Below are 24,473 nucleotides of genomic sequence, written 5' to 3' on the forward strand. Positions count from 1 at the left end.
CCGGTTCGGAATCGTCTAGTTTGCGCGACCCGTTTGAAATGACCGAAAGCTGAAGCCTCTTGGCCGATCCCACCGATCCGACGTCCGGCGGTCCGTCCGACATCAAGCCGATCTCCATCGCCGACGAGATGCGCCGCTCCTATCTCGATTACGCCATGAGCGTGATCGTGGCGCGCGCGCTGCCCGACGTGCGCGACGGCCTGAAGCCGGTACATCGCCGCATCCTGTTCTCCATGAACGAGAACGGCTATTACCCGGATCGGCCCTACCGCAAGTCCGCCCGCGTGGTCGGCGACGTGATCGGTAAGTACCATCCGCACGGCGACCAGTCGATCTACGACGCGCTGGTGCGCATGGCGCAGGAGTTCTCCATGCGCCTGCCGCTGGCCGACGGCCAGGGCAACTTCGGCTCGGTGGACGGCGACCCGCCCGCGGCCATGCGCTACACCGAGATCCGGCTGGCCAAGCCCGCGATGGCGCTGCTCGGCGACATCGACGAGGACACGGTCGACTTCCAGGACAACTACGACGGCTCCGAGCGGGAGCCGACGGTCCTGCCCGCCAAGTTCCCCAACCTGCTGGTCAACGGCGCCGGCGGCATCGCGGTGGGCATGGCCACCAACATCCCGCCGCACAATCTCGCCGAGGTGGTGGACGCCTGCGTGGCGCTGATCGCCGAGCCGGAGCTCGACCTCGAGGCGCTGCTCGCCATCGTGCCGGGGCCGGACTTCCCCACCGCCGGCCGCATCCTCGGCCGCGGCGGCATCCGCTCGGCCTATGCGGGCGGGCGCGGCTCGGTGGTGATGCGCGCCAAGGTGGACGTGGAGGAGATCCGCAAGGATCGCGAGGCGCTGATCGTCTCCGAGCTGCCCTATCAGGTGAACAAGGCGACGCTGGTCGAGAAGATCGCGGAGCTGGTGCGCGAGAAACGCGTCGAGGGCATTTCGGACCTGCGCGACGAGAGCGACCGCCAGGGCATGCGCGTGGTGATCGAGCTGAAGCGCGACGCCGTGGCCGACGTGGTGCTGAACCAGCTGTTCCGCTTCTCGGCGCTGCAGACCACCTTCGGCGTCAACATGGTGGCGCTGAACGGCGGCAAGCCGGAGCTGATGAACCTGAAGGACGTGCTGACGGCCTTCATCGCCTTCCGCGAGGAGGTGGTGAGCCGCCGCACCAAGTTCCGGCTCAACAAGGCGCGCGACCGGGCGCATGTGTTGGTGGGCCTCGCCATCGCGGTGGCGAACATCGACGAGGTGATCCACACCATCCGCACCGCCCCGGACCCGACCACCGCCCGCGACCGCCTGATGGCGCGCGACTGGCCGGCCGTGGACGTGGCGCCGCTGATCGAGCTGATCGACGATCCCCGCCACCGGCTGAGCGCCGACGGCACCTACCGGCTGTCGTTCGAGCAGGCGAAGGCGATCCTCGAGCTGCGCCTCGCCCGCCTCACGGCGCTCGGCCGGGACGAGATCGCGGAGGAGCTGGACAAGCTCGCCGTCGAAATCGCCGACTATCTGGACATCCTGCGCTCCCGCGAGCGGGTGCAGACGATCGTGCGCGAGGAGCTGCTGGCGGCCAAGGCCGAGTTCGGCACGCCGCGCCGCACCGAAATTCTCGATTCCGACGCGGATTTCGAGGACGAGGATCTGATCCAGCGCGAGGACATGGTCGTCACCGTGTCCCATGCGGGCTACGTCAAGCGCGTGCCGCTGATGACCTATCGCTCGCAGAAGCGCGGCGGCAAGGGACGGTCCGGCATGTCCTTCCGCGAAGAGGACTTCGTCAGCCGCCTGTTCGTGGCCAACACCCACACGCCGGTGCTGTTCTTCTCCTCCCGCGGCCAGGTCTACAAGGAAAAGGTGTGGCGGTTGCCGCTGGCGGCGCCGCAGGCCCGCGGCAAGGCGCTGGTGAACATGCTGCCGCTGGAGCCGGGCGAGCGCATCACCACCATCATGCCGCTGCCCGAGACCGAAGCCGACTGGGCGCGGCTCGACGTCATGTTCGCCACCTCCGGCGGCACGGTGCGCCGGAACAAGCTCAGCGACTTCGTCAACGTGAACCGCGCCGGCAAGATCGCCATGAAGCTCGACGAGGGCGAGGCGATCGTGGACGTGCAGACCTGCTCGGAAGACGACGACGTGCTGCTGACCACCTGTCGCGGCCAGTGCATCCGCTTCCCCGTCACCGACGTGCGCGTGTTCAAGGGGCGTGACTCCGTCGGCGTGCGCGGCGTCGCGCTGGCGGAGGGCGACCGGGTGATCTCGCTCTCGATCCTTAACCATTTCGAGGCGACGCCCGCGGAGCGCCTCGCCTATCTGCGCCGCGCCAACGCGGTCCGGCGCGGGCAGGGCGAGGCCGGCGCCGAGGAGCAGGCGGCGGAGGTCGAGGATCAGGTCGACGACATCGAACTCGGCCAGGACACCTACAGCGCCATGGGCGCCTCGGAGCAGTTCATTCTGACGCTGTCCGAGAACGGCTACGGCAAGCGCACCTCGTCGTTCGAGTACCGGGTCACGGGGCGCGGCGGCAAGGGCATCGTCGCCATGGTGACGAACGACCGTAACGGGCCGCTCGCCGCCTCGTTCCCGGTGCAGGACAACGACCAGATCATGCTGATCACCAACGGCGGCCAGACCATCCGGGTGCCGGTGGAGGACATCCGGCTCGCGGGGCGCTCCACGCAGGGCGTGATCGTGTTCAAGACCGGCCACGGCGAACGGGTGGTCTCGGTGGAGCACATCGCCGAAGACGAGGACGGCGAGGAGCCGGCGGGCGAAGCGGAGGCGTAGCGCCAGTTATCGGTAACGCCGGTGCTCGTTAACGATCTTGCAAGAACTGCTCTCGGATTTGCTTGAAATTGCCATGATGACGGGTGATCCTAAGTCATGGCCCGGTGGGGGAATGGCTACCCGGGGGGTGGGAACGCTCCCCTATCCTGGTTCAAGTCCAGGCTGGGCCTCCAGATTTCAGAAGGCGCGTTCCGTGAGGGACGCGCCTTCTGCGTTTCAGGTGACAAATTTCTGTCGAAACGCTCAGGACTGTCGTCGAACGGTCGTATGTGACAATTTCGGATGATAGCGTCCGCGCCCTGTGCAACGACAAGGTTTTCCCCATTCTATGGACGCCGCCGCTGATCCGCAGCCCGACGCCGGCCCGCTCGACGGGCGCGAACGCGAACTGAAATTCGAAGCCCACGCCTCGGCCCTCAACCGCATCGGGAGCGCGCTGCGCAAGACGGAAGGGGCGGCCAAGCGCGGCGTCGCCACGCGGCTGATCAGCGTCTATTTCGACACCGCCGACCAGGTGCTCGCCCGCCACGGCGTCTCGCTGCGCATAAGGCGCAAAGGGCGCGCCTACATCCAGACCATCAAGCGCTCCAGCGGCGGCGTCGGCCTGTTCGACCGGGCGGAGTGGGAGCGGCGCTCCCGCGGGCCGGAACTGGCGCTGACCATCGAGGAGCAGGCGCTGCTCGGCTCCATCCTCGGGCGGGAGGACGGCAGCGCGCCTCTGCTGCAGCCGGCGTTCACCGTGGCGGCGAAGCGCACGGTCTACGACGTCCGCCGCGGCGAGTTCGCCGCCGAGATCGCGCTCGACGAGGCTGTGATCGAGGCGGGCGAGGCCAGCCATCCGTTCTGCGAGCTGGAGCTGGAGCTGCTGTCGGGCGGCTCGGAGGAGCTGTTCGGCCTGGCGCGCGAGCTGTTCGGTCTGGCGCCGATCCGGGTCAGCGCGCTCGCCAAATCCGAGCGCGGCTATGCGGCGCTGGGGGGCTCGCTCGGCGTTCCGGTGAAGGCCGGAACGTCGCCGATCAAGCCGGACATGACGGTGGAGGATGCGTTTCTCGCCGCCGTCGGCGACTGCCTGCGCCAGTACCGCCTGAACGAGAACGTGCTGCTCAACGGGCCGGACGCGAAGGCGACCCATCAGGCGCGCGTGGCGCTGCGGCGCATGCGCTCCGCCTTCTCGGTGTTCGGCGCCGCGGTCGCGGATGAGCGCAGCCTGGCGCTGAAGGACGGGCTCAAATGGCTCGCCGGCGCGCTCGGCGACGCCCGGGACCTCGACGTGTTCATCGAGCGGCATTTCGCCGATCCGGACGCGCTGGCGGTGGACGCCGGGCTCGCGGCGCTGGGCGCGCGGCTGGCCAAGGACCGGGACGCGGCCTACGCCGCAGCCGCCAAGGCGCTGCAGTCGCCGCGCTCCCGCGAGCTGATGCTCGATCTGGTGGAATGGCTGGCGCTCGGCGCCTGGCGCTCCGCGCCGGAGACCGCGGAGCTCCGCGCGGCGCCGATCGCCAGCTTCGCCGCCGAGGTGCTGACCAAGCGGCGGAAGAAGGTGAAGAAAGCCGGCAAAGAGCTTGAAACGCTTAGCCCTTATGATCGCCATCAGGTGCGGATCGAAGCGAAGAAGCTGCGCTACGCCACCGACTTCTTCGAGCATGTGTTCGTGGAAGGCGGGGCGCGAAAGCGCTACGCCGCCTTCAGCTCCGGCCTGGCTGAGCTGCAGGAGGATCTGGGCCTCCTGAACGACATCGCCACAGCGCGCGACCTCACCCGCAAGCTCGCCCATGGTGCGGTCAAGGCGGGCGACGCCGATCAGGCCTTCGCGGCCGGCGTCATCGCGGGCGAGGGGCAGGCGCGGGCCGCCAAGCTGCTGTCGGCCGCCGCCAGGAACTTCTCGGCGCTGATGAAGGCCGATCCGTTCTGGGGCCGCAAAACCGAGGCGCCGCCGCAGGTCCGAACGCCCGACGCCTGAACGAAACGAAGGCCGCCCTACGGGACGGCCTTCGTCGATGATGAGCCTGCGCAGCGGGATTGTTACTGCGGCTTGGGCGGGATCGCGCCCGGCGCGCCGCCGACGGTGCCGGGCGACGGCTTGGTGACGTCCGGCGTCGGGCTCTCGTGGGTCTTGTGGCCGCCCTCCGCCGCGGGCGCGTGGCCCTCGTTCTGGCGCTTCACGTCTTCGGCGCTGGTGGCGCCGCCGCCGACCGCCTTGTCCATGGCGCCCGTCGTGCCGGGCGACATCTTGCCGGGCTCGGCGGGCTTGTCCGTAGTGGACGGCGTGGCCTGCGAGGACTGCGCGAAGCCGGCGACAGGCGCCAGAGCCAGCGCGGCGGACAGGGACAACACGGCGAGGCGTTTCATGATCGCTCCCATAATTTCGTTATTATGGAGCGTTAACGATTGGCCGGTGCGATCGTTCCCCAGCTCACGGCGGCGTGAAGTCCCGCCGTTGAGCGCGACCCGCCTCAGCCGAGCCCGAGCCTTTGGCGCAGGCGGCCCGAGGCGGCGGAGAGCAGCCGGTCGGCGATGATGCCGATGAAGGCCACGCACAGGCCCGCCACCAGCCCCTTGCCCACATTGGCCTGGGCGAGCGCCGAATAGACCTCCTGTCCGAGATCGCGGGTGCCGACCAGCGCGGTGATCACCAGCATGGACAGCGCCAGCATCAGCGTCTGGTTCAGCCCGAGCAGGATTTCGGGCGTCGCCAGCGGCAGGCGGATGCGCAGGAGACTCTGCAGCCGGGTGCAGCCGTTCATGACGCCGGCCTCGATCAGCGCGGGATGGATCTGCGACACGCCATGGGCGGTGTAGCGGATCGCCGGGGCGACGGCGTAGAGCACGATCGCGATCAGCGCGGTGAAGTCGCCCACCTTGAACAGCATCACGAACGGGATGAGGTAGACGAAGGACGGCAGGGTCTGCAGCGTGTCCACCGCCACGTCGGTGATCTTGCGCGCGGTGGGATTGGCGGCCGCGAGCAGGCCGATCGGCACGCCGATCAGCATGGCGAGCGCCACGCCGACGCCGCAGAGGTAGACCGTCACCATGGCGGCCGGCCACAGGCCCGACAGCGCGATGAACAGCGTCATGAGCCCGGTGACGGCGGCGAGCCGGAGGCCGCCGAGCCGGAAGCCCGCCAGCGTCACCACCGCCGCCACCCACGGCCAGGGCAAGGCAAGCATGAAGCGTTTCACCGGCACCAGGATGTTCAGCAGGAAGAACACCTTCACCGCTTCGAGCTGGCTGTAGAAGGTGAGGTTGATCCAGCGCACCAGCTCGTTCCACCACGGCGCGGTGGAGAGCCGCCAGGCCTCCGGATAGGTGGCGAGCGACGGCCAGAGCGCCGCCGCCAGCCACAGCGCCGCCACGCCCGCCAGCGCCGCCCAGAGCGCGAGGCGGCGTCCCGAGCGGCCCGCCGCGCCGCGCTCGGCGCCATGGGCGAGCCCCTGCGCGAACCGGTCGAGCAGGATGGCGAGCACGGTGATGGCGAGGCCGGCCTCCAGCCCCGCGCCGATGTCGTTGCGGCGAAGCGCGGTCAGCACGTCGAAGCCGAGGCCGCCGGCGCCGATCATGGAGGCGATGATCACCACGTTCAGCGAGAGCATGATGACCTGGTTCACGCCCACCATCAGCGCGGGCAGGGCGGTGGGCACCAGCATCTTCCAGGTGGTCTGGCGCCGGGTGCAGCCGGTCATCACGGCGAGCGAGCGCACGTCCTCAGGCACGGCGCGGATGGCGAGGATGGTGACGCGCACCATGGGCGGCATGGCGTAGATGATGGTGGCGACCATGGCCGAGACCGGCCCGAAGCCGAACAGGATCAGCATCGGCAGCAGATAGGCGAACACCGGCATGGTCTGGGCCAGATCGAGCAGCGGCCCGACCGCCCGTTCGACGGCGCGCCAGCGCACGCAGGCGAGGCCGAGCAGCAGGCCGCCGAAGGCGCCGAGCAGGCTCGACACCAGCACCGAGGCGAGCGTCACCATGGCGCCGGCCCACTGGCCGAACACCGCGAGATAGAGCAGGCCGAGGCCCATCAGCACCGCGAGGCGGACGCCGCTGACGGCGTAGCCCGCCGCGATCCCGAGCGCGACCATGGCGAACCACGGGATCGGCGGCGCCAGCTTCACCGCGTCCGACCCCTGACCGATCACGAGGCCGGTGGAGAGCACCGCCTTGGCGGCGGACAGGGGCAGGTCCAGCGTCCAGGCGATGGCGCGGGTGAATTCGCGCACGCTGAAGAGGCCGAAGGTGGCGCTCTCCATCAGCCATTTCATGAAGGCGGAGATCTGCGGCGCGAGGCCGAGCTGCCAGGCGGCCGGCAGCTTCACGGCCCAGGCGGGCAGGGCGCCCGCGGGCGCCATCACCAGCGCCACGGTCACGAGCGCCACCAGCGGCCAGAGCAGCTTTCCGGGCGCAAGTTTCGGCATCGCGGCGGGCGCCGCCGGGCGGGCGTCCGCGACGCTCATGCGGCGCGGTCCGCGTGGCCGACCAGCACGTCGATCATGGCGAGGCGGTCCACCACGCCGAGGAGCTTGCCGCCTTCCGTCACCGCGAAGGGCTTGGTCGCGCGCTCCACGTCGCGGGCGAAGCTGGCGATGCGCGCCGTCGCCGCCACCTCGCCCGCGAAGTCGCCGCCGGGCGGCGCCGGCGCCAGCACCGCGCGGGCGGTCAGGATCTTGGCGCGGGGCGCGTCCCGGGTGAAGGCGCGCACGTAGTCGGTCGCGGGCTTCAGCACCAGCTCCTCGGCGCTGCCCACCTGCTCCACCCGGCCGTCCTTCATGATGACGATGCGGTCGGCGATGCGGGTGGCCTCGTCGAAGTCGTGGGTGATGAAGACGATGGTCTTCTTGAGCAGGCCCTGCAGCCGCAGCACCTCGTCCTGCATCTCGCGGCGGATCAGCGGGTCGAGCGCCGAGAACGGCTCGTCCAGGAACCAGAGGTCCGGCCCCGCCGCGAGCGAGCGGGCGATGCCGACGCGCTGCTGCTGGCCGCCGGAGAGTTCGCGTGGGAACCGGCCCTCGCGGCCGTCGAGCCCCACCAGCGTGATCATCTCCCGCGCCCGCGCCTCGCGCTCGGTCCTTGGGCGGCCCTGGATTTCAAGCGGAAACGCCACGTTGCCGAGCACGGTCAGATGCGGCAGCAGCGCGAAATGCTGGAACACCATGCCCATCTGGTGGCGGCGGATCTGGATCAGCTCGTGCTCGCTCATGGAGGCGAGATCACGGTCCTCGAACAGCACCACGCCGGCGGTCGGCGGCGTCAGGCCGGACAGGATGCGCACCAGCGTGGACTTGCCCGAGCCGGACAGGCCCATGATGACGAAGGTCTCGCCGCGCTCGATCTCCAGGCTCACGTTCAGGGTCGCGGCGGTGACGCCGGCCTCCGCCAGCGCTGAGGGCTCGGCCGCGAGCTTGCCGTCGCGCACGAAGCGCTCCGCCCTCGGCCCATAGAGCTTGCACACGTCGCGGCAGGCGAGGATCGGATGACTCATGGCGATGTTCCGGCGAAGGAGTAAGGCGCAGGACGCCGCCGGACCTTGTGGAAAAGGCCGGCGGCGGGGTTTCGCTCAGCGGTCAGCGCGCGCGGCTCACTGGCCGAGCCAGCCCTTCCAGCGGCTCTCGTTGGCCGCCATCCACTCGTCCACCACGTCCTCGACCTTCTTGCCGTCGAGGTCGACCTTGGCGGCCAGCGCGCCGATCTCGTCGTTGGTGAACGTGTAGGCCTTGATGGCCTTGTAGGCGCCGGGCCACTTGTCCTTCACGCCCGTCCAGGCGGCCTTGTAGATCGGGCCGCGGGGCTTGGCGCAGTCGTACTTCGCCTCCTTGTTCACGCCCCAGGCCGGGTCTTCGTAACAGGCCTTCTCGTAGGGCGGGAACTTGACCCACTCGCCCTTGTACTTGATGGGCGCCCAGTGCGGCGCGTAGATCCACAGGATGATCGGCGCCTTGCGCTCGTAGGCGCTCTGCAGCTCCGCGAACATGGCGGCGTCGGTGCCGGCGTGCACCACCTCGAAGTCGAGGCCGAGCGCCTGCACGCGCTCCTCGTCGTAGCCGCCCCAGGTCACGGGGCCGCCGAGATAGCGGCCCTTGGGGGCGGTCTCGGGCACGGAGAAGGCTTCGGCGCAGGCCTTCAGCGCCTGCCAGTCGGGCAGGCCCGGGCACTTCTCCTTCATGTAGTCGGGGAACCACCAGTCCTCGATCGCCTGCATGCCGGTCTCGCCCACATTCTCCACGCCGCCCTCGGCGATGGCGGCGTCCATGGCCTCCTTGGCGGTGGTGGCCCAGACCTCCATGGCGACGTGCAGGTCGCCGGTCTTCATGCCGGCGAACTGGGCCAGATAGTCGGCCTGGACGTATTCGACGTTGTAGCCGGCCTTCTTCAGGGTCTCGCCCATGAGGCGGGCGGTGATGAGCTGGCCGGTCCAGTCGTGCAGGGTGACCTTGATCGGGTCCTTCGACTCCGGCGCGGCCATCGCCGGCGCGGCGCCGAACCCGATGGCGGAGGCGATCAGCCCGGCCGAAAGCACGCGCGTCACGTTACGAAGCATCTCGTTCTCCCGCTTCCTCGGCCGATGGGCCGACACGGAAACGTGAGAAGCACGATGCGGGCCAGTTTGCGGGAACGTTGGAGACTCTGTGGTTTTTCGTTGACGATCCAGCGCAGGCAGCCCTGGGCGCCCAACAAAAGGGCGCCCAGGGCTGTAAATCATGTCAACAAATATTCCTGTCCAGAAAATACGTGAGTTTTTGAGGTTTTTAGTGGGATGGTTTGGCGTTACGCCTTGTCAAGGTAGCGTCGGGCCAGATGCGTCTTGAACACGGCGGCGTCCAGCGGGCGGCCGGTGGCTTCCGTCAGCAGCTCGTCGGTGGAGAGTCGCGAGCCCTTGCCGTGCACGTTGGCGCGCAGCCAGCCCAGCAGCGGCTGGAAGTCGCCGCGGGCGATCCCGGCCGGGATGTCGGCGTCGGCGCGGACCGCGGCGTCGAACAGCTGCGCCGCGGTCATGGCGCCGAGCGTGTAGGTGGGGAAGTAGCCCCAGCCGCCGCTCGGCCAGTGCACGTCCTGCAGACAGCCGCGACGATCGTCCGGAGGCGTGATCCCGAGCAGCGCCTGCATGCCCTCGGCCCAGGCGGCGGGCAGTTCGGCGAGCGGCATGGCGTCGGCGATCAGCGCCTTCTCCAGCCGGTAGCGCAGGATGACGTGGGCGGGATAGGTGACCTCGTCCGCGTCCACCCGGATGAAGCCGGGCGCGACCCGGGTGTAGCGCCGCCACATGGAGTCCGCCTCCCAGGCGGGGCCGGCGCCGCCGAAGGCTTCGCGCATCACCGGCGCGGCGTAGGCCAGGAACTCGCGGCTGCGGCAGGCCTGCATCTCGATCAGCAGCGACTGGCTCTCATGCACGCTCATGCCGCGGGCCTCGCCCACCGGTTGGCCCATGAAGGCGCGCGGGCGGCCCTGCTCGTAGAGCGCATGGCCGGTCTCATGCAGCACGCCCATCAGCGAGCTGGTGAAGTCCGCCTCGTCGTAGCGGGTGGTGATGCGCACGTCGTCGTCCGACCCGCCGCAGAACGGATGGGTGGAGACGTCGAGCCGGCCGCGGTCGAAGTCGAAGCCGAGCGCCGCCATCATCTTCAGGCCGAGCGCCTTCTGGGTCTCCACCGGGAACGGGCCTTCGAGCGCGGGAAGCGCGGGGCGCCGCGCCTGCGCCGCCATGGCCTCCTCCGTGAAGCCCGGCAGGAAATCGGCCAGATCGTCGAACAGCGCGTCGATCGCCGCGGAGCGTCCGCCGGGCTCGTAGTCGTTCAGCAGCGCGTCGTAGGGGCTCAAGCCCAGCTTTTCGCCCTTGGCGCGGCCGATCTCGCGCTGAAGCTCCAGCACCTCCTGAAGGCGCGGCAGCAGGCCCTTGAAATCGGACGCCGCGCGGGCGTCGCGCCACGCCATCTCGCAGGCGGAGGTCGCCCGGGTGGAGGCGGCCACCAGATCGGCCGGGATCGCGGTCTCCACCGTGTAGACGCGGCGGATCTCGCGCAGGTTGGCCCGCTCCCACGCCCCGAGCCCGTTGTCGGCGTCCGCCGCGTCCAGCCAGTCGCCCACGCGGGCGTCGGTCAGCATGTCGTGGCGCAGCACGTTCAGCAGCGCGAGGCTCTCGCCGCGCTTCTCGGCCGCGCCCTTGGGCATCACCGCCGCGTGGTCCCAGTGCAGGGTCCCGATGGCGTTGGAGAGCGCCGACAGGCGGCTGAAATGGGCGCTGAGCGCGGCGTAGGCGGTCATGGCGGTCGGGTCCGGAACAGGCGGAGAGAAGGGGCGGTCAGCGCGCCGCGGCGTAGCGGGCGAGGCCGGCGTCCAGATCGGCGATCAGGTCCTCGACCTCCTCCAGCCCGATGTGGATGCGGATCGTGGGGCCGAGCGGGCTCCAGCGGGTGGCGGTGCGGATCGGTCCGGCCTCGAACGGGATGGCGAGGCTCTCGAACCCGCCCCAGGAGTAGCCGAGGCCGAACAGCTTCAGCCCGTCGAGGAAGGCGGCGACGGCCGCCTTGGGGCCGGGCGTGAGTTCGATGGCGAACAGTCCGCTCGCGCCCTGGAAGTCGCGCTTCCACAGCTCGTGGCCGGGATCGGTCTCCAGCGCCGGGTGCATCACCCGCGCCACCTCCGGTCGGGAGGCGAGCCAGCGCGCCACCCGAAGTCCCGCCGCCTGATGATGGGCGAGTCGGACGCCGAGCGTCCTGAGCCCGCGCAACGCCAGGAACACGTCCTCCGGCCCGACGCAGAGGCCGAGCGCGCCGTGGGCGTGTTTCAGCGCGCCCGCGTAAGCCGCGTTGGCGGAGATCGTGCCCAGAAGCAGGTCGGCGTGGCCGCCGAGATACTTGGTGCCGGCGGTGAGCGACAGGTCGACGCCGTGGTCGTGGGCGCGGAACAGCAGCGGCGTCGCCCAGGTGTTGTCCATGATCACCGCCGCGCCGCGGGCGTGGACCGCGCCCGCGATGGCGGGCACGTCCTGCACCTCGAAGGTGAGCGAGCCGGGGCTCTCAACGAACACGGCTTTGGTCTCAGGCCGCATCAGATCGGAGATGTCGGCGCCCACATGGGGGTCGTAGTAGCTGGTCGCGACGCCCATGCGCTTCAGGAACGTGTCGCAGAAGTGCCGGGTCGGCTGATAGACCGTGTCCACCATCAGCAGGTGGTCGCCGGCGCCGAGCACGGCCAGCAGGGCCGTGGTCACGGCGTTGAGGCCGGAGGGAACCAGCGCCACATGGGCGCCGCCCTCGATCTCGTTGAGGGCGTCGGTCAGGGCGTCCACCGTCGGCGAGCCGCGGCGGCCGTACGTGTAACGGCCGGTGTGGCCCTCCAGATCGGCGACGGTGGGCGACAGCACGGTGGAGCCGCGCACGATCGGCGGGTTCACGAAGCCGTGCTGCGCGGCGGGGTCGCGGCCGGCGTGGACAAGCGAAGTCAGCGGCCCGAAGGGCGTGTCGCCGTGGCGCGTCATTGGGCTGCCGCCTCACAATTCGATGCAGGATCACCGTTCATGCTGCGTCGCCGCCGGGATCGTCAAGCCTTGACCGTTTTTTGCAACTGGCGCGAAATTGGGCTCGCAGACCGCATGTTTCTTGGGCGAACATCGGGATGAAGGCGGGAGGCGGCGCTCTATGTGCCCGAGGCGCCGCTGCCGCGACCAACGGACCGAAAAAGCCGGTTCGGACGGATGTTGGACGGACGGCCCCATGGCGAACCAAGGCGAGCATCTTCCATGAAACAGTTCCTTACCGCTCTGGCGCTCGGCGCTTCGGCGGTCTTCGCGTCCGGCGCCGCGCAGGCGGCGACCCTGGACCAGGTGAAACAGAAGGGCTTCGTGCAGTGCGGCGTCAGCACCGGCCTTCCGGGCTTCTCCAACCCCGATGAGAAAGGCGAGTGGACGGGGCTCGACGTGGACCTCTGCCGCGCCGTCGCCGCGGCGATCTTCGACGACCCTGCGAAGGTGCGCTTCACGCCGCTGACCGCCAAGGACCGCTTCACCGCGCTCCAGTCCGGCGAAATAGACGTGCTGTCGCGCAACTCCACCTGGACCTCGTCCCGCGACGCCACCCAGGGCCTCAACTTCACCGCCACCAACTATTACGACGGCCAGGGCTTCCTCGTGCGCAAGGAGCTCGGGGTGAAGTCCGCCATGGAGCTTAACGGCGCCTCGGTCTGCACCCAGTCCGGCACCACCACCGAACTGAACGTCGCCGACTTTTTCCGCACCAACAACCTGCAGTACGAGGTGGTGGCGTTCCAAGGCCAGGAAGAGACGCTGAAGGCCTATGAGTCCGGCCGCTGCGAGGTGTTCACCTCCGACCAGTCGCAGCTCTACGCCCTGCGCCTCAAGCTCGCCAACAAGGACGACCACATCGTCCTGCCGGAGCTGATCTCCAAGGAGCCGCTCGCGACAGCCGTCCGCCAGGGCGACGACCAGTGGTTCGACGTGGTGAAATGGGTGCACTACGCCATGCTGAACGCGGAGGAGGCCGGCGTCACCTCCAAGAACGTGCAGGAGATGCTGAACTCGCCGAACCCTGACATCCGCCGCATGCTGGGCGTCGAGGGCAATTTCGGCGAGCAGCTTGGCCTGACCAAGGACTGGGTCGCCCGCATCGTGTCCAAGGTGGGCAATTACGGCGAGGCCTTCGACCGCAACGTGGGCGCGGGCTCGCCGCTGCAGATCGAGCGCGGCAAGAACGCCCTCTGGACCAAGGGCGGCCTGCAGTACGGCCCGCCGATCCGCTGACGCTGAACGGCATGACGCGCGGGCGGCGGCGTCGCCCGCGCGGTTCTCGATGACGGCCTGGGGAGCGGCGGCGCATGGCGATCACGCATGACGGACCTCCGGCCGGAACGCCGGTCAAGGCGTCCGGGTCGATCTGGTCCAACGAGAAGACGCGCGGCTGGATCGCACAGGGCGCCATCGGCGGACTGGCGGCGCTGCTGGTCGGCGTCATGGTCTGGAACGCGCAGGACAACCTGGCGAGCCAGCGCATCGCCTCCGGCTTCGGTTTCCTGAGCCAGACCGCCGGGTTCGGCATCAACCAGACGCTGGTGGAGTACAGCGAGACCTCGACCTACGCCCGCGCGCTGCTGGTCGGCCTGCTGAACACCTTGGCTGTCGCGGTGGTCGGCATCGTCTTCGCCACCATCTTCGGCTTTCTGGTCGGCATCGGCCGGCTGTCCAAGAACTGGATGGTGCGGCAGGTGTGCACCGCCTATGTGGAGGTGACCCGAAACCTGCCGCTGCTGTTCCATGTGCTGTTCTGGTATCTGGCGGTGCTGGCGGCCATGCCGCCCGCGAGGCAGAGCTATTCGATCTTCGGCGAAATCTACATCAACAACCGCGGCGTCTACATTCCGAAGCTGATCTTCGGCGAGGGCAGCGGCGTCGGGCTCGTGGCGCTGATCGTCGCCATCGTCGGCGTGGCGATCCTGAAGAAGTGGGCCACCGCCCGGCAGATGCGCACCGGCCAGCCGTTTCCCGTGCTCTGGACCTCGCTTGCGCTGCTGATCGGCCTGCCGTTCCTTGCGCTGGCGGCGGCGGGTTTCCCCGTCACGGTCGAGGAGCCGGCGCTGAAGGGCTTCAACTTTGCGGGCGGCGCGCGGCTGCTGCCGGAGTTCGCGGCTCTCACCATCGCGCTGTCCATCTACACCGGCGGCTTCATCGCCGAGATCGTGCGCGCCGGCATCAAGGCGGTGAGCCGCGGCCAGTCGGAGGCGGCCGCCTCGCTCGGGCTGAAGCCCGGCCTCGCCACGCGGCTCGTCATCATCCCGCAGGCGCTGCGGGTGATGGTGCCGCCGCTGACCAGCCAGTACCTCAATCTGACCAAGAACTCCTCGCTCGCCGCCTTCATCGGCTACCCCGAACTGGTGCAGGTGTTCGCCGGCACGACGCTGAACCAGACCGGCCAGGCGATCGAGATCATCGCCATCACCATGGGCTGCTACCTGATCATCAGCCTCGTCACCTCCGCCTTCATGAACTGGTACAACCGGCGCGTCGCGCTGGTGGAGCGGTGAGGGGCCGGCCATGACCGACGCGACGTTCATTCCCGCCGACCGCCCCTTCGTCCGCGCCGCGATGCTGGCGCCCGAGCCGCCGCCAGCCGCCGTCGCCGGCTTTTCCGGCTGGGCGCGGGCCAACCTGTTCTCTGGCCCGTTCAACACGCTGCTGACGCTGGTCTGCGCCGCGGGCGCGGCCTATGTGGCCTGGGTCCTGGTGGATTTCATGGCGCTGCGCGCGGTGTGGACCGGCGCGAACCGCGAGGCCTGCGTCGCTCCGGGCACGGGGGCGTGCTGGCCCTTCATCACCGCGCGCTTTGGGCAGCTGCTCTACGGCTTCTATCCGGCCGACCAGCACTGGCGCCCCGCCGCCGTGTTCTTTGTGGCGGTCGCGCTGATCGCGCCGCTGCTCATTCCCTCCGCGCCGCACAAGAAGCTGAACGCGCTGCTGTTCTTCGTCGCGTTTCCGATCTTCGCCTTCGTGATGCTCCGCGGCGGCCTGTTCGGCCTGCGCCCCGTGGAGACGCGGGCCTGGGGCGGGCTGCTGGTGACGCTGGTGGTGGCGACCACCGGCATCGTCGCGTCGCTGCCGCTCGGCGTGCTGCTGGCGCTCGGGCGGCGGTCGAAGCTGCCGCTGATCCGCTTCCTGTCGATCGCCTTCATCGAGTTCTGGCGCGGCGTGCCGCTGATCACGGTGCTGTTCTTCGCCACCTACATGCTGCCGCTGTTCCTGCCCTCGGGCTGGACCATCGACGGCCTGCTGCGGGCGCTGGTGGGGGTCGCGCTGTTCTCCGCGGCTTACATGGCCGAGGTGGTGCGCGGCGGCCTGCAGGCGATACCCAAGGGCCAGTACGAGGGCGCGCAGGCGCTCGGTCTGCGCTACTGGCCGATGATGCTGCTGATCGTGCTGCCGCAGGCGCTGAAGCTGGTGATCCCCGGCATCGTCAACACCTTCATCGGCCTGTTCAAGGACACGACGCTGGTGGCGATCGTCTCGATCTTCGATTTCCTCGGCATCATCCGCGCCGGCTTCGCGGACCCGAACTGGGCGACGCCCGTCACCGTCTACACCGGCTTCGCCTTCGCGGGCGTGGTCTATTTCATCTTCTGCTACGGCATGTCCCGCTACTCGCGCTTCGTCGAAGAGCGGCTGGACACCGGTCACAAACGCTGACTTTCGGAAGGATCGAGACCCATGGCGGAATCCGTCGTCGACGCCGAGGATCTGGCGAAGGCCGATCAGGTCAGGATCTCCAACGAGACCGCCGTCGAGATCATCGGCATGTCCAAATGGTACGGCGAGTTCAACGTGCTCAAGGACATCAACCTGCGTGTGAGGCGCGGCGAGCGCATCGTCATCTGCGGCCCGTCGGGCTCGGGCAAGTCCACCATGATCCGCTGCATCAACCGGCTGGAGGAGTTCCAGAAGGGCCAGATCATCGTGGAGGGCACGGAACTCACCAACGACCTGAAAAAGATCGACGAGATCCGCCGCGACGTGGGCATGTGCTTCCAGCACTTCAACCTGTTCCCGCACCTGACGATCCTGGAGAACTGCACGCTGGCACCGATCTGGGTGCGCAAGATGCCCAAGAAGGACGCCGAGGAACTGGCGATGCACTACCTGAAGCGGGTGCGCATCCCGGACCAGGCGAAGAAATATCCGGGCCAGCTGTCCGGCGGCCAGCAGCAGCGCGTCGCCATCGCCCGCGCCCTGTGCATGAAGCCCAAGATCATGCTGTTCGACGAGCCCACCTCCGCGCTCGACCCCGAGATGGTGAAGGAGGTGCTGGACACCATGGTGGGCCTCGCCAACGACGGCATGACCATGCTGTGCGTCACCCATGAAATGGGCTTCGCGCGGCAGGTGGCGAACCGCGTCATCTTCATGGACGCGGGCCAGATCGTGGAGATGAACGAGCCGAACGCCTTCTTCGCCAACCCGCAGCACGAGCGCACGAAGCTGTTCCTGAGCCAGATTCTGCACTGAGGGGAACCAGGGCCGGCCCTCGCGCGCTTCTCCGTCTCAAGGACATCGCAACGGGAGACCCGCATGGCCGGAGTCGACACGCCCAGGACAAAGCCCGAGGACGAGGCGCCGGACGCCGCCGACGAAGCCGGGACCGGCGCCGGCGGCAGTCCGACCCAGGGGCGGCCCGAGCTCGGCTCGGGGGCCATCGCGCCGGACGACCTGAATGCCGAGAATGACGACGGCGCGGGCTGACCCGCGCGCGTTTTCGCGCCAGACTGACCGGCGCCGGCGAGAGGGAGGCCGCATCCCTCTGGCGCCCGGTGGTGTCCCCGCCGCGCCGGTCTCTCAGCCCGTCACGTCGAACGCCAGATCGTCGCGGATGTGGCGGAACTCGGCCAGCATGTCGCCGTCAAGTTTCCCACCCATGCGCACCATGATGTCATAGGCGTCCGCGGCCGGCATGCCGTCCTTGTAGGGCCTAGGCGTGATCAGCGCCGCGTAGATGTCGCAGATGGTCAGCAGGCGCACCAGATCGCCGATCTCCCGGCCGCTCAGCCCGTCCGGATAGCCCGAGCCGTCGAGCATCTCGTGATGGCTGCGGACCACCGCGAGCTCTTCGGCGCAGAAGCCGTCGCGGCTCGCGAGCAGGTCATAGCCGATCAACGGGTGCGAGCGCATGACCGCCCATTCCGCCGGCGTCAACGCTCCCGGCTTGTCGAGAATGGCGAGCGGGATTCGGGCCTTGCCAATGTCGTGCAGCGCGGCGGCGCGCGTCAGGCGCAGCCGGTCGCGCGCGCCGAAGCCGAGACGGCTCGCGAAGGCGGCGGCGAGGCCCGTCACGGTGAGGCAATGCTGGTAGGTGACGTCGTTGTAGGAGCGCAAGGCGTGGAGCCACGCCTTTACGCCATCCTGACGCACCGCGGCGAGCACCCCATTGGCGTGGTCCGATAGGGTCTGTGAGCAGGGAGCGTCGCCAGCCCGTCCCGCCGTCATGATGTGGTCGAAGCTGGAGCTCGCCTGCACGATCCGGGCGCGAACCGGTTCGACGGCCAGATCGATGTCCGCCCGCCGCTTGAGCGCGTCGATGGCCTTGAGGATGTCCTCGTCGCTGGCGTCAGCGGGAAGCACGGACGTCGCGCCGAGCGCGTAGGCCTGCACTTCCTCCCGGCGATCCTCGCTGCGCAGCAGGCACACCACCGGAATGTCGTTCCGCTTCAGCGCCTGCAGCGTCCGCCGCAGCCAGTGAACCGCGGCCTCGTTGTCGAAGGCGACGTCGGTGAAAACGGCCTGGGGGGCGCTGGCTTCCTGCGGCAGAGGCCCCGACCTGAGCCGCCACAGCGAATGCGTCACCCCTAGCTGTTTGGCAAGACGGCGACCCCTTTCGGACTCATCCGTCAAAAGCAACATCGCGCGGTCTCCTTGAGGCGACTTCTACCGTTACATAAACAGCCCATGCGTTAAAAACAGTTTACGAGCCGGCTCAACGGCGTCTGCATGGCGTCGTCATGCCGTGGTTTCACGGGTGATGGACAGCCACTCCAGCGCCCGCACCTCCGGATCGGCGTTCCCGAGCACGTCGTTCACGACCGCGACCACGTCGGCGCCGGCGCCAAGGCACTGCGCGGCGCGCTCCGGCGTCAGCCCGCCGATCGCCACCAGCGGCCGGTCCCCGATCCGGCGCTTCCACTCGCCGATCCGCTCGAGGCCCTGCGGCGGAAACGGCATCTGCTTCAGGATCGTCGGCCAGATCGGACCAAGAGCCACATGGTGCGGATCCACGGACAGCGCCCGGTCGAGCTCCTCCGGCGTGTGGGTGGAGACGCCGAGCCGGATCCCGGCGGCGCGGATCGCCTTCAGGTCGGCGGCGTCCAGGTCCTCCTGTCCGAGATGGAGGAAGCCTGCGCCCTCGTCGATGGCGATGTCCCAGTAGTCGTTCACCACCAGGGTGGCGCCGGCGGCGGCGCAGAGCCCGAGCGAACGCCGCACCTCGCCATAGATTTCGCCGCGCGGCCGGTCCTTGACGCGCAACTGGATCAGACGGGCGCCCACGGCGGTCAGCCGGGCCACCCAGTCGGCGCTGTCGACGACGGGGTAGAACGGATCGAGCCGCGCGCTCATGCGAGGCTCGCCCGGCCGAACACCGGCGTGGAGGGCGCGGCCATGTCCCGCGGCTCGATCGGATCGGCGAGATAGGCGGCGCGCCCGGCCTCGATGGCGCGGGCGAAGGCGGAGGCCATGGCGACCGGATCGCCGGCCTTCGCCACCGCCGTGTTCAGCAGCACGGCGTCATAGCCGAGCTCCATGGCCGCCGCGGCGTGGCTCGGCTTGCCGATGCCGGCGTCGACCACGAGGGGAGTCTCCGGGAAATGGGCCCGGAGCGAGCGCAGGCCATAGATGTTGTTGAGCCCGAGCCCGGTCCCGATCGGCGCGCCCCAGGGCATCAGCACCCTGCAGCCGGCCTCCAGCAGCCGTTCGGCCACCACCAGGTCCTCGGTGGTGTAGGGGAACACCTCGAACCCGTCGGCGCACAGGATGCGGGCGGCCTCCACCAGCCCGAACACGTCCGGCTGCAAGGTGTCGGCGTCGCCGATCACCTCCAGCTTGATCCAGGAGGTGCCGAACACCTCGCGCGCCATTTCGGCCGTGGTCACGGCCTCCTTCACGGAATGGCAGCCGGCGGTGTTGGGCAGCACCTTCACGTCGAGATCGGCGATCAGGCCCCAGAAGTCCTGGCCCTCCCGCAGCCGTCCGGACTCCCGCCGCAGCGACACGGTGAGGATGTCGGTCCCCGACGCGCGGGCGGCGTCCGCCAGCACCGCGGGCGAGGGGTATTGCGCGGTGCCGAGCAGCAGGCGCGAGCCAAGCTCCACGCCATAGAAATTCAGCATGTCATCCTCCCTGCCGGGGCGCGACGATCTCGATCCGATCGCCGTCGTTGAGCGCGGTCGCGGCGCGGGCGCGGGCGGGCACGAAGGCGCCGTTCAGCGCGGTCGCCACCACGGCGTCGCCATAGTCCAGAACCTCGAGCGCCTGCGCGAGATCGGAGGCCGCGAGATCATGCGCGTCGCCGTTCACGATCAGCTTCATGGCCGCTCCCTTCGTGTCCGAGCACGGCGTCCGCCACCGCCCGCGCGCAGGCGGGCGACAGCAGGAAACCGTGGCGATAGAGGCCGTTGACGTAAGTGACGCGTCCGCGGCTTTCAACGCGCGGAAGGTTGTCGGGGAACGCCGGGCGCACGTCGGCGCGGGTCTCCAGGATCTCCGCCTCGCCGAAGGCCGGATGCAGCGCGAAGGCGGCGTTGAGCAGGTCGGCCACCGAGCGCACCACCGGCCCGCGCCGTTCGGCGCTCTCGATCATGGTGGCGCCCAGCATGAACACGCCGTCGCCGCGCGGCACCACATAGAACGGAATGCGCGGGTGCAGCAGCCGCACGGGACGGGCGAAGGCGATCTCGCCGGTGCGCACCACCAGCATCTCGCCGCGCACGCCGCGCAGGTCGTCGAACGCCGCCCGGGCGGCGAATCCTCGGGCGTCCACCACCGCGTCGCCGTCCGCCTCCTCCGGCGAGGCCTCGACGCCGTAGCGCAGCTCGCCGCCCAGCGCGATCAGGCGGGCGGCGAGGCCGGCCAGCGCCGCGCGGGGATCGAGATGGGCCTCGCGAGGGAAGAACAGGCCGGAGCGGAAGCGGCCGGCGAGGTCCGGCTCCAGCGCCGCGATGGCGTCGCCGTCCACGGTCTCGAACTCCCGCGTGCGGCGGGCGAAGCGGGCGAGCTCCGCGTGGTCCCGGGCGGGCGCCACCACCAGCGTGCCGGCCCGGGTGACGCCGTCGACCGCCTCCGGCCACCAGCGGAGCGCCGTCTCGCCGCCGCGGACCACGGCCTCGTCCGCGCTTTCGCGCTCGCACCAGGGCGCCAGCATGCCGCCGGCGGACCAGGAGCAGGCCAGCGCCCCGAGCCGGTCGCCACGCTCCAGCACCGTCACCGCCGCGCCGCGCCGCGCCAGCTCCAGCGCCGCGGTCAGGCCGGCCACGCCGGCTCCCAGCACGGTCACGCGCATGGGCGGGCTCCTTTCCACGCAACAAAGGTCGGCGCGAAGGGGCGGGCCTCAGCCAAAGGTCATTCGCCCCGTTCCTTCGCCGGCACGACCCGGATCAGGTTCAAAGGGTCCGGCGATCGCGCCGTCTCAGCCCGGCAGGGCGCCCCTCGGAGAGCGTGGACGATGGGATGCCAGAGACGGCGTGTCAACGGGTCGCAGGCGTCCGGGGTGTGTCCCGGGAGCGTCGTCCATCCGAAATATATGACGGTTGGACAAATTGGTGCATTGCACCCTTATTTATTGCTATGCACAATAAGCATATTATGTGAACCTAGAAAGATTGTTGCGTAGGGCGTCGCTGTTTTGGCGTCCTCAAGCGTTCTGCTCCGGCTCGAACGTCGCAGTCGTCTCGAGCCGCTCTCGCGCGGGCTCATCGCCCGCACCTGTCCACCGGGGCCTCGGCCCGCAAGGAGGAGTCAGGCGGGACCTATGGCGAACGGCTCCGGGATCGGAAAGCTGCTTTCGACGCTCGCCGTTCTGGCGTGCGCTCTGGTGTTTCAGGGCGGGGAGGGCGGCATGGCCCCGGGCCCCGCGTCCGCCGCGGACGGATATGGCCCGGATATGGCCCCGCGCTGGGGGGCGGGGTCGCTCGCCGATCCCCGCCAGTTCGCGAGCATGGAGGCGGAGGCCGCGGTGGCGGGCGCCTGCGCCTCGTCGGCGCCTTTCGTGGTGCTCGACACCTTCCGCTATTACCGCCCCGCCAATCTGGACGACGACCTCACCGATCCCGATCATCCGGAGGCGGCGCGCGTCGGGCATGGCGATCTGGTGGCCGCCATCGCCGGCCGCACCCACGGCCGCGTCATGGCCTACCAGATCGACCCGGTGTTCAACGCCGTCACGCTCGCCCGCGACATGGCGCGGCTGGTGGCCGACATCGAGGCCGGGCGGCTGGAGCGGCCCGCGGCGGTGATCAGCTCCATCGTGCTGCCGGTGGACCTCGACGACGTCAACGGCCAGCTTCCGGCGGCCGAGCGCATCAGCCCGCGCGATCTGGCGCGGCGCAAGGCGCGGGCGCTCGACGCGCTGGTGGAGATCGCCGGCGGCGAGAACCCTTACCGCATCGTGCGCGACGCCATGGCGTCGCTCCGGGCGCGGGGCGTGCCGGTGTTCGTGGCCGCCGGCAACACGGCGCCGGACCGGCTGGTGAACATGCTGGCGCTGAACGAGGGCGTCTACGCCATCGGGGCGCTGGGCGCGGACGGCCGGCGGGCCGAATACACCAGCATGCCCGACATGGTGTCCGTGTGGACGCCGGGCCAGTTCGTGGTGACGGAGACCGAGGGCGGCGTGAGCCTCAACCGCGGCCGGGAGCTGGTGTTCCGCGGCTCCGCCTTCACCGAGGAGAGGGCGCTGATCGACCGTTATGTGGGCCGTCTGCCCGCCGAGGCGGCGATCGCGACGCCGGACGTCCTCGCCGCGCTGCCGCCGGAGGCCGGCCGCCGCGTACGCCTGGGCTTCGCGCGCAAATTCCTGCAGGAGGGCCTGTACCGCACCGCGGACCTGCTGGCGTTCTACGGCTACCCCGCCACCTCCGGCCATGTGCGGCGTTCGCTGCAGCAGGGCGCCTACATGCATTACCCGTCCGATATGATCTTCTCCGTCGACGGGCGCGGCCGGCTCGCCTTCGATCCTCTGGGCGACGGGCGGCCCGGCCAGCTCGCGGTGAACGACGCCACCTCCTTCGCCGCGCCCAACGTCTGCGCCTCCGTTACGGCTGCGACGATGGTGGCCAGCGGGGCGCCTGTTCAGGTGGTGGGCGCGCGCTAAAAACAACCGGCGCGCTGGCCCGGCCACGGCGGCTTCGCTAGGTTGGGCTTGAGCGTGAGGGGCGGCGCGGCCAAGATCACGGCTCCGCGAGGCAGGAGTCGTCATGTGGGACCGGCAGAGCATCACGCCCGAGGCGCTCGCGCGGCGCATCGCCCAGGGGCGCGGTCGCGAGCCGGCGGATCTGGTGATCAAGGGCGCCCGGATTCTGGACGTCGCCACCGCGACGCTGCACGAGGGCGACGTGGCGATCGCGGGCGACATGATCGTCGGCGTGTTCGAATCCTATGACGGCGCCGAGATCGTCGACGGCCGCGGCCTCACCGTGGTTCCCGGCTTCATCGACGCCCACGTCCACATCGAATCCTCGCTGCTGACCCCGGCCGAGTTCGAGCGCTGCGTGCTGCCCCATGGCGTGACCACCGCCATCTGGGACCCGCACGAGATCGCCAACGTGCTGGGGACGGACGGAATCGACTACGCGCTGCGCGCGGCGGAGGCCGCGGTGATGGACATCTGGGTCAACCTGTCCTCCTGCGTGCCGGCCTCGCCGCTGGAAACCTCCGGCGCGAGGCTGGAGGCGGAGGACCTGCTGCCGTTCGTCGGGCGGCCGAAGGCTCTGGGCCTTGCGGAGTTCATGAACTTTCCCGGCGTTCTGAACGGCGATCCCGGCTGCATGGCCAAGCTGGCGGCGTTCCAGGGCGCGCACATTGACGGCCACGCGCCGCTGGTGCGCGGGCTTGACCTGAACGGCTACCTCGCCGCCGGCATCCGCACCGACCACGAATCCACGACCTATGAGGAAGCGCTCGAGAAGCTGCGCAAGGGCATGACGGTGCTGATCCGCGAGAGCTCCATCGCCAAGGACCTGCGCGCGCTGTGGCCGCTGATCACACCCGAGACCTCGGCCTTCGTGGCGCTGTGCACCGACGATCGCAATCCGGTGGAGATCGCGGCCGAAGGCCATCTCGACCACATGATCCGCTGGGCCATAGCCCAGGGCGCGCCGGCGGCCCATGTTTACCGCTCGGCGAGCTGGTCCGCCGCCAACGCCTTCGGCCTGCGCGACCGGGGCCTCGTCGCGCCGGGCAAGCGCGCCGATCTGGCGCTGCTGTCCGATTATGAGGGCTGCCGCGTGGAGACGGTGATCGCTGGCGGCCGGGTGGTGCGCGACGCGCTGTTCGCCGGCCGGAATGGACCGGCGCCGGTCGGGCTCGACAGCATGAAGGCGCAAGCCGTCACCGCCGCCGATCTCAAGCCGCGCGGCCGCTCGGGCCGCCAGCCCGTGATCGGCGTGATCCCGGACAAGATCGTGACCGAGCGGCTGGAGCTGGAGCTTTCCGCCCGCGACGGGGAGCTCGCCGCCGACACGCGCCAGGACGCGCTGCCGGTGGCGGTGGTCGCCCGGCACGGCGTCAACCGCAACATCGGCCGCGGCTTCGTGAAGGGCTTCACCCTGACGCAAGGCGCCATCGCCTCGTCTGTCGGGCATGACAGCCACAACATCTGCGTGGTGGGCGTCGACCCGCAGGACATGGCGGTCGCCGTCAACCGGGTGATCGCGCTCGGCGGCGGCTTCGTGGTGGCGGCCGGCGGAGAGCCGCGGGCCGAACTCGCCGCGCCGCTCGCGGGCCTCATGAGCCTTGAACGCCACGAGGCGGTGCGCGAAAAGCTGCTGGCGCTGCGCGCCGCGGCGCGCGATCTCGGCTGCGGGCTGGCGGAGCCGTTCCTGCAGGTGGCGTTCCTGCCGCTCGCCGTCATTCCCCATCTGAAGATCACGGATTTCGGTCTGGTGGACGTGGACAGATTCGAGGTCGTCGCCCCGTGACGTCCC

Annotated in this window: 20 protein-coding genes, 1 tRNA gene and 1 riboswitch; of the genes, 10 read left to right on the forward strand and 11 right to left on the reverse strand. The window is 69.7% G+C overall.

Annotated features, from left to right (window positions below; genetic code table 11):
• Positions 1–59 precede the first annotated feature (59 nt).
• The 3 genes from gyrA to PKE85_RS02735 all read left to right on the forward strand — a co-directional run bounded on the left by gyrA (position 60) and on the right by PKE85_RS02735 (position 4,752).
• Positions 60–2,792: a DNA gyrase subunit A gene (gyrA, locus tag PKE85_RS02725; protein WP_271203256.1), complete on the forward strand. Its 2,733-nt coding sequence runs from the start codon at positions 60–62 to the stop codon at positions 2,790–2,792.
• A 98-nt stretch (positions 2,793–2,890) separates the two neighbouring features.
• Positions 2,891–2,965: transfer RNA gene (locus tag PKE85_RS02730), tRNA-OTHER, on the forward strand.
• A gap of 155 nt (positions 2,966–3,120) precedes the next feature.
• Positions 3,121–4,752, forward strand: a complete 1,632-nt coding sequence (locus PKE85_RS02735; protein ID WP_271203257.1) for a CYTH and CHAD domain-containing protein — start codon at positions 3,121–3,123, stop codon at positions 4,750–4,752.
• Between the two features lie 62 nt (positions 4,753–4,814).
• On the opposite strand, the gene PKE85_RS02740 is transcribed toward PKE85_RS02735, so the two are convergent.
• From PKE85_RS02740 to metC, 6 genes are all read right to left on the reverse strand, one after another.
• Complete coding sequence (locus PKE85_RS02740; RefSeq protein WP_271203258.1) at positions 4,815–5,141, reverse strand: hypothetical protein; 327 nt, start codon at positions 5,139–5,141, stop codon at positions 4,815–4,817.
• A 104-nt stretch (positions 5,142–5,245) separates the two neighbouring features.
• Positions 5,246–7,249, reverse strand: coding sequence for an ABC transporter permease (locus tag PKE85_RS02745; RefSeq protein ID WP_271203259.1), 2,004 nt, complete (start codon positions 7,247–7,249; stop codon positions 5,246–5,248).
• Positions 7,246–8,274, reverse strand: a complete 1,029-nt coding sequence (locus PKE85_RS02750; RefSeq protein WP_271203260.1) for a quaternary amine ABC transporter ATP-binding protein — start codon at positions 8,272–8,274, stop codon at positions 7,246–7,248. The genes PKE85_RS02745 and PKE85_RS02750 overlap by 4 nt, the downstream gene beginning before the upstream one ends.
• 96 nt (positions 8,275–8,370) lie before the next feature.
• Positions 8,371–9,330 carry an ABC transporter substrate-binding protein gene (locus tag PKE85_RS02755; RefSeq protein ID WP_271203261.1) on the reverse strand — a complete coding sequence of 320 codons (960 nt, stop codon included), beginning with the start codon at positions 9,328–9,330 and terminating at the stop codon, positions 8,371–8,373.
• Between the two features lie 227 nt (positions 9,331–9,557).
• Entirely contained in the window at positions 9,558–11,051 is a 1,494-nt protein-coding gene (locus PKE85_RS02760) for a carboxypeptidase M32 (protein WP_271203262.1), read from the reverse strand.
• Between the two features lie 37 nt (positions 11,052–11,088).
• On the reverse strand, positions 11,089–12,267 hold the full coding sequence (gene metC, locus PKE85_RS02765) for a cystathionine beta-lyase (RefSeq protein ID WP_271203263.1): 1,179 nt from the start codon (positions 12,265–12,267) through the stop codon (positions 11,089–11,091).
• Between the two features lie 261 nt (positions 12,268–12,528).
• On the opposite strand from metC, the gene PKE85_RS02770 reads away from it, so the two are divergent.
• The 5 genes from PKE85_RS02770 (at position 12,529) to PKE85_RS02790 (ending at position 17,028) form a co-directional block, all read left to right on the forward strand.
• Positions 12,529–13,545: an amino acid ABC transporter substrate-binding protein gene (locus tag PKE85_RS02770; RefSeq protein WP_271203264.1), complete on the forward strand. Its 1,017-nt coding sequence runs from the start codon at positions 12,529–12,531 to the stop codon at positions 13,543–13,545.
• A 74-nt stretch (positions 13,546–13,619) separates the two neighbouring features.
• Positions 13,620–14,822, forward strand: coding sequence for an amino acid ABC transporter permease (locus PKE85_RS02775; protein WP_271203265.1), 1,203 nt, complete (start codon positions 13,620–13,622; stop codon positions 14,820–14,822).
• Between the two features lie 10 nt (positions 14,823–14,832).
• Positions 14,833–15,978 carry an amino acid ABC transporter permease gene (locus tag PKE85_RS02780; RefSeq protein WP_428981303.1) on the forward strand — a complete coding sequence of 382 codons (1,146 nt, stop codon included), beginning with the start codon at positions 14,833–14,835 and terminating at the stop codon, positions 15,976–15,978.
• 108 nt (positions 15,979–16,086) lie between these two features.
• Positions 16,087–16,794, forward strand: a complete 708-nt coding sequence (locus PKE85_RS02785; protein WP_428981322.1) for an amino acid ABC transporter ATP-binding protein — start codon at positions 16,087–16,089, stop codon at positions 16,792–16,794.
• Positions 16,795–16,857: 63 nt separating this feature from the next.
• Positions 16,858–17,028, forward strand: coding sequence for a hypothetical protein (locus PKE85_RS02790; protein WP_271203266.1), 171 nt, complete (start codon positions 16,858–16,860; stop codon positions 17,026–17,028).
• A gap of 93 nt (positions 17,029–17,121) precedes the next feature.
• Here PKE85_RS02790 and PKE85_RS02795 read toward each other — a convergent pair whose 3' ends face one another.
• From PKE85_RS02795 to thiO, 5 genes are all read right to left on the reverse strand, one after another.
• Positions 17,122–18,126 (reverse strand): HD-GYP domain-containing protein, encoded by a 1,005-nt coding sequence (locus PKE85_RS02795; RefSeq protein WP_271203267.1) that lies wholly within the window; start codon positions 18,124–18,126, stop codon positions 17,122–17,124.
• A gap of 153 nt (positions 18,127–18,279) precedes the next feature.
• Positions 18,280–18,894 carry a thiamine phosphate synthase gene (locus PKE85_RS02800; protein WP_271203268.1) on the reverse strand — a complete coding sequence of 205 codons (615 nt, stop codon included), beginning with the start codon at positions 18,892–18,894 and terminating at the stop codon, positions 18,280–18,282.
• Positions 18,891–19,664 (reverse strand): thiazole synthase, encoded by a 774-nt coding sequence (locus PKE85_RS02805; protein ID WP_271203269.1) that lies wholly within the window; start codon positions 19,662–19,664, stop codon positions 18,891–18,893. Before PKE85_RS02805 ends, PKE85_RS02800 begins: the two co-directional genes overlap by 4 nt.
• A gap of 1 nt (position 19,665) precedes the next feature.
• A complete protein-coding gene (thiS, locus tag PKE85_RS02810; RefSeq protein WP_271203270.1) occupies positions 19,666–19,863 on the reverse strand; it encodes a sulfur carrier protein ThiS in 198 nt (65 codons plus the stop codon).
• Complete coding sequence (gene thiO, locus PKE85_RS02815) at positions 19,832–20,833, reverse strand: glycine oxidase ThiO (RefSeq protein WP_271203271.1); 1,002 nt, start codon at positions 20,831–20,833, stop codon at positions 19,832–19,834. Before thiO ends, thiS begins: the two co-directional genes overlap by 32 nt.
• 54 nt (positions 20,834–20,887) lie before the next feature.
• Positions 20,888–20,990: riboswitch (TPP riboswitch) on the reverse strand.
• Positions 20,991–21,433: 443 nt separating this feature from the next.
• On the opposite strand from thiO, the gene PKE85_RS02820 reads away from it, so the two are divergent.
• Complete coding sequence (locus tag PKE85_RS02820) at positions 21,434–22,642, forward strand: S8/S53 family peptidase (RefSeq protein WP_271203272.1); 1,209 nt, start codon at positions 21,434–21,436, stop codon at positions 22,640–22,642.
• Between the two features lie 103 nt (positions 22,643–22,745).
• Positions 22,746–24,467 (forward strand): adenine deaminase, encoded by a 1,722-nt coding sequence (ade, locus tag PKE85_RS02825; protein WP_271203273.1) that lies wholly within the window; start codon positions 22,746–22,748, stop codon positions 24,465–24,467.
• The last annotated feature ends 6 nt before the right edge of the window (positions 24,468–24,473 follow it).

This window comes from Methylopila jiangsuensis (assembly GCF_027922305.1).
GTDB lineage: Bacteria > Pseudomonadota > Alphaproteobacteria > Rhizobiales > Methylopilaceae > Methylopila > Methylopila jiangsuensis.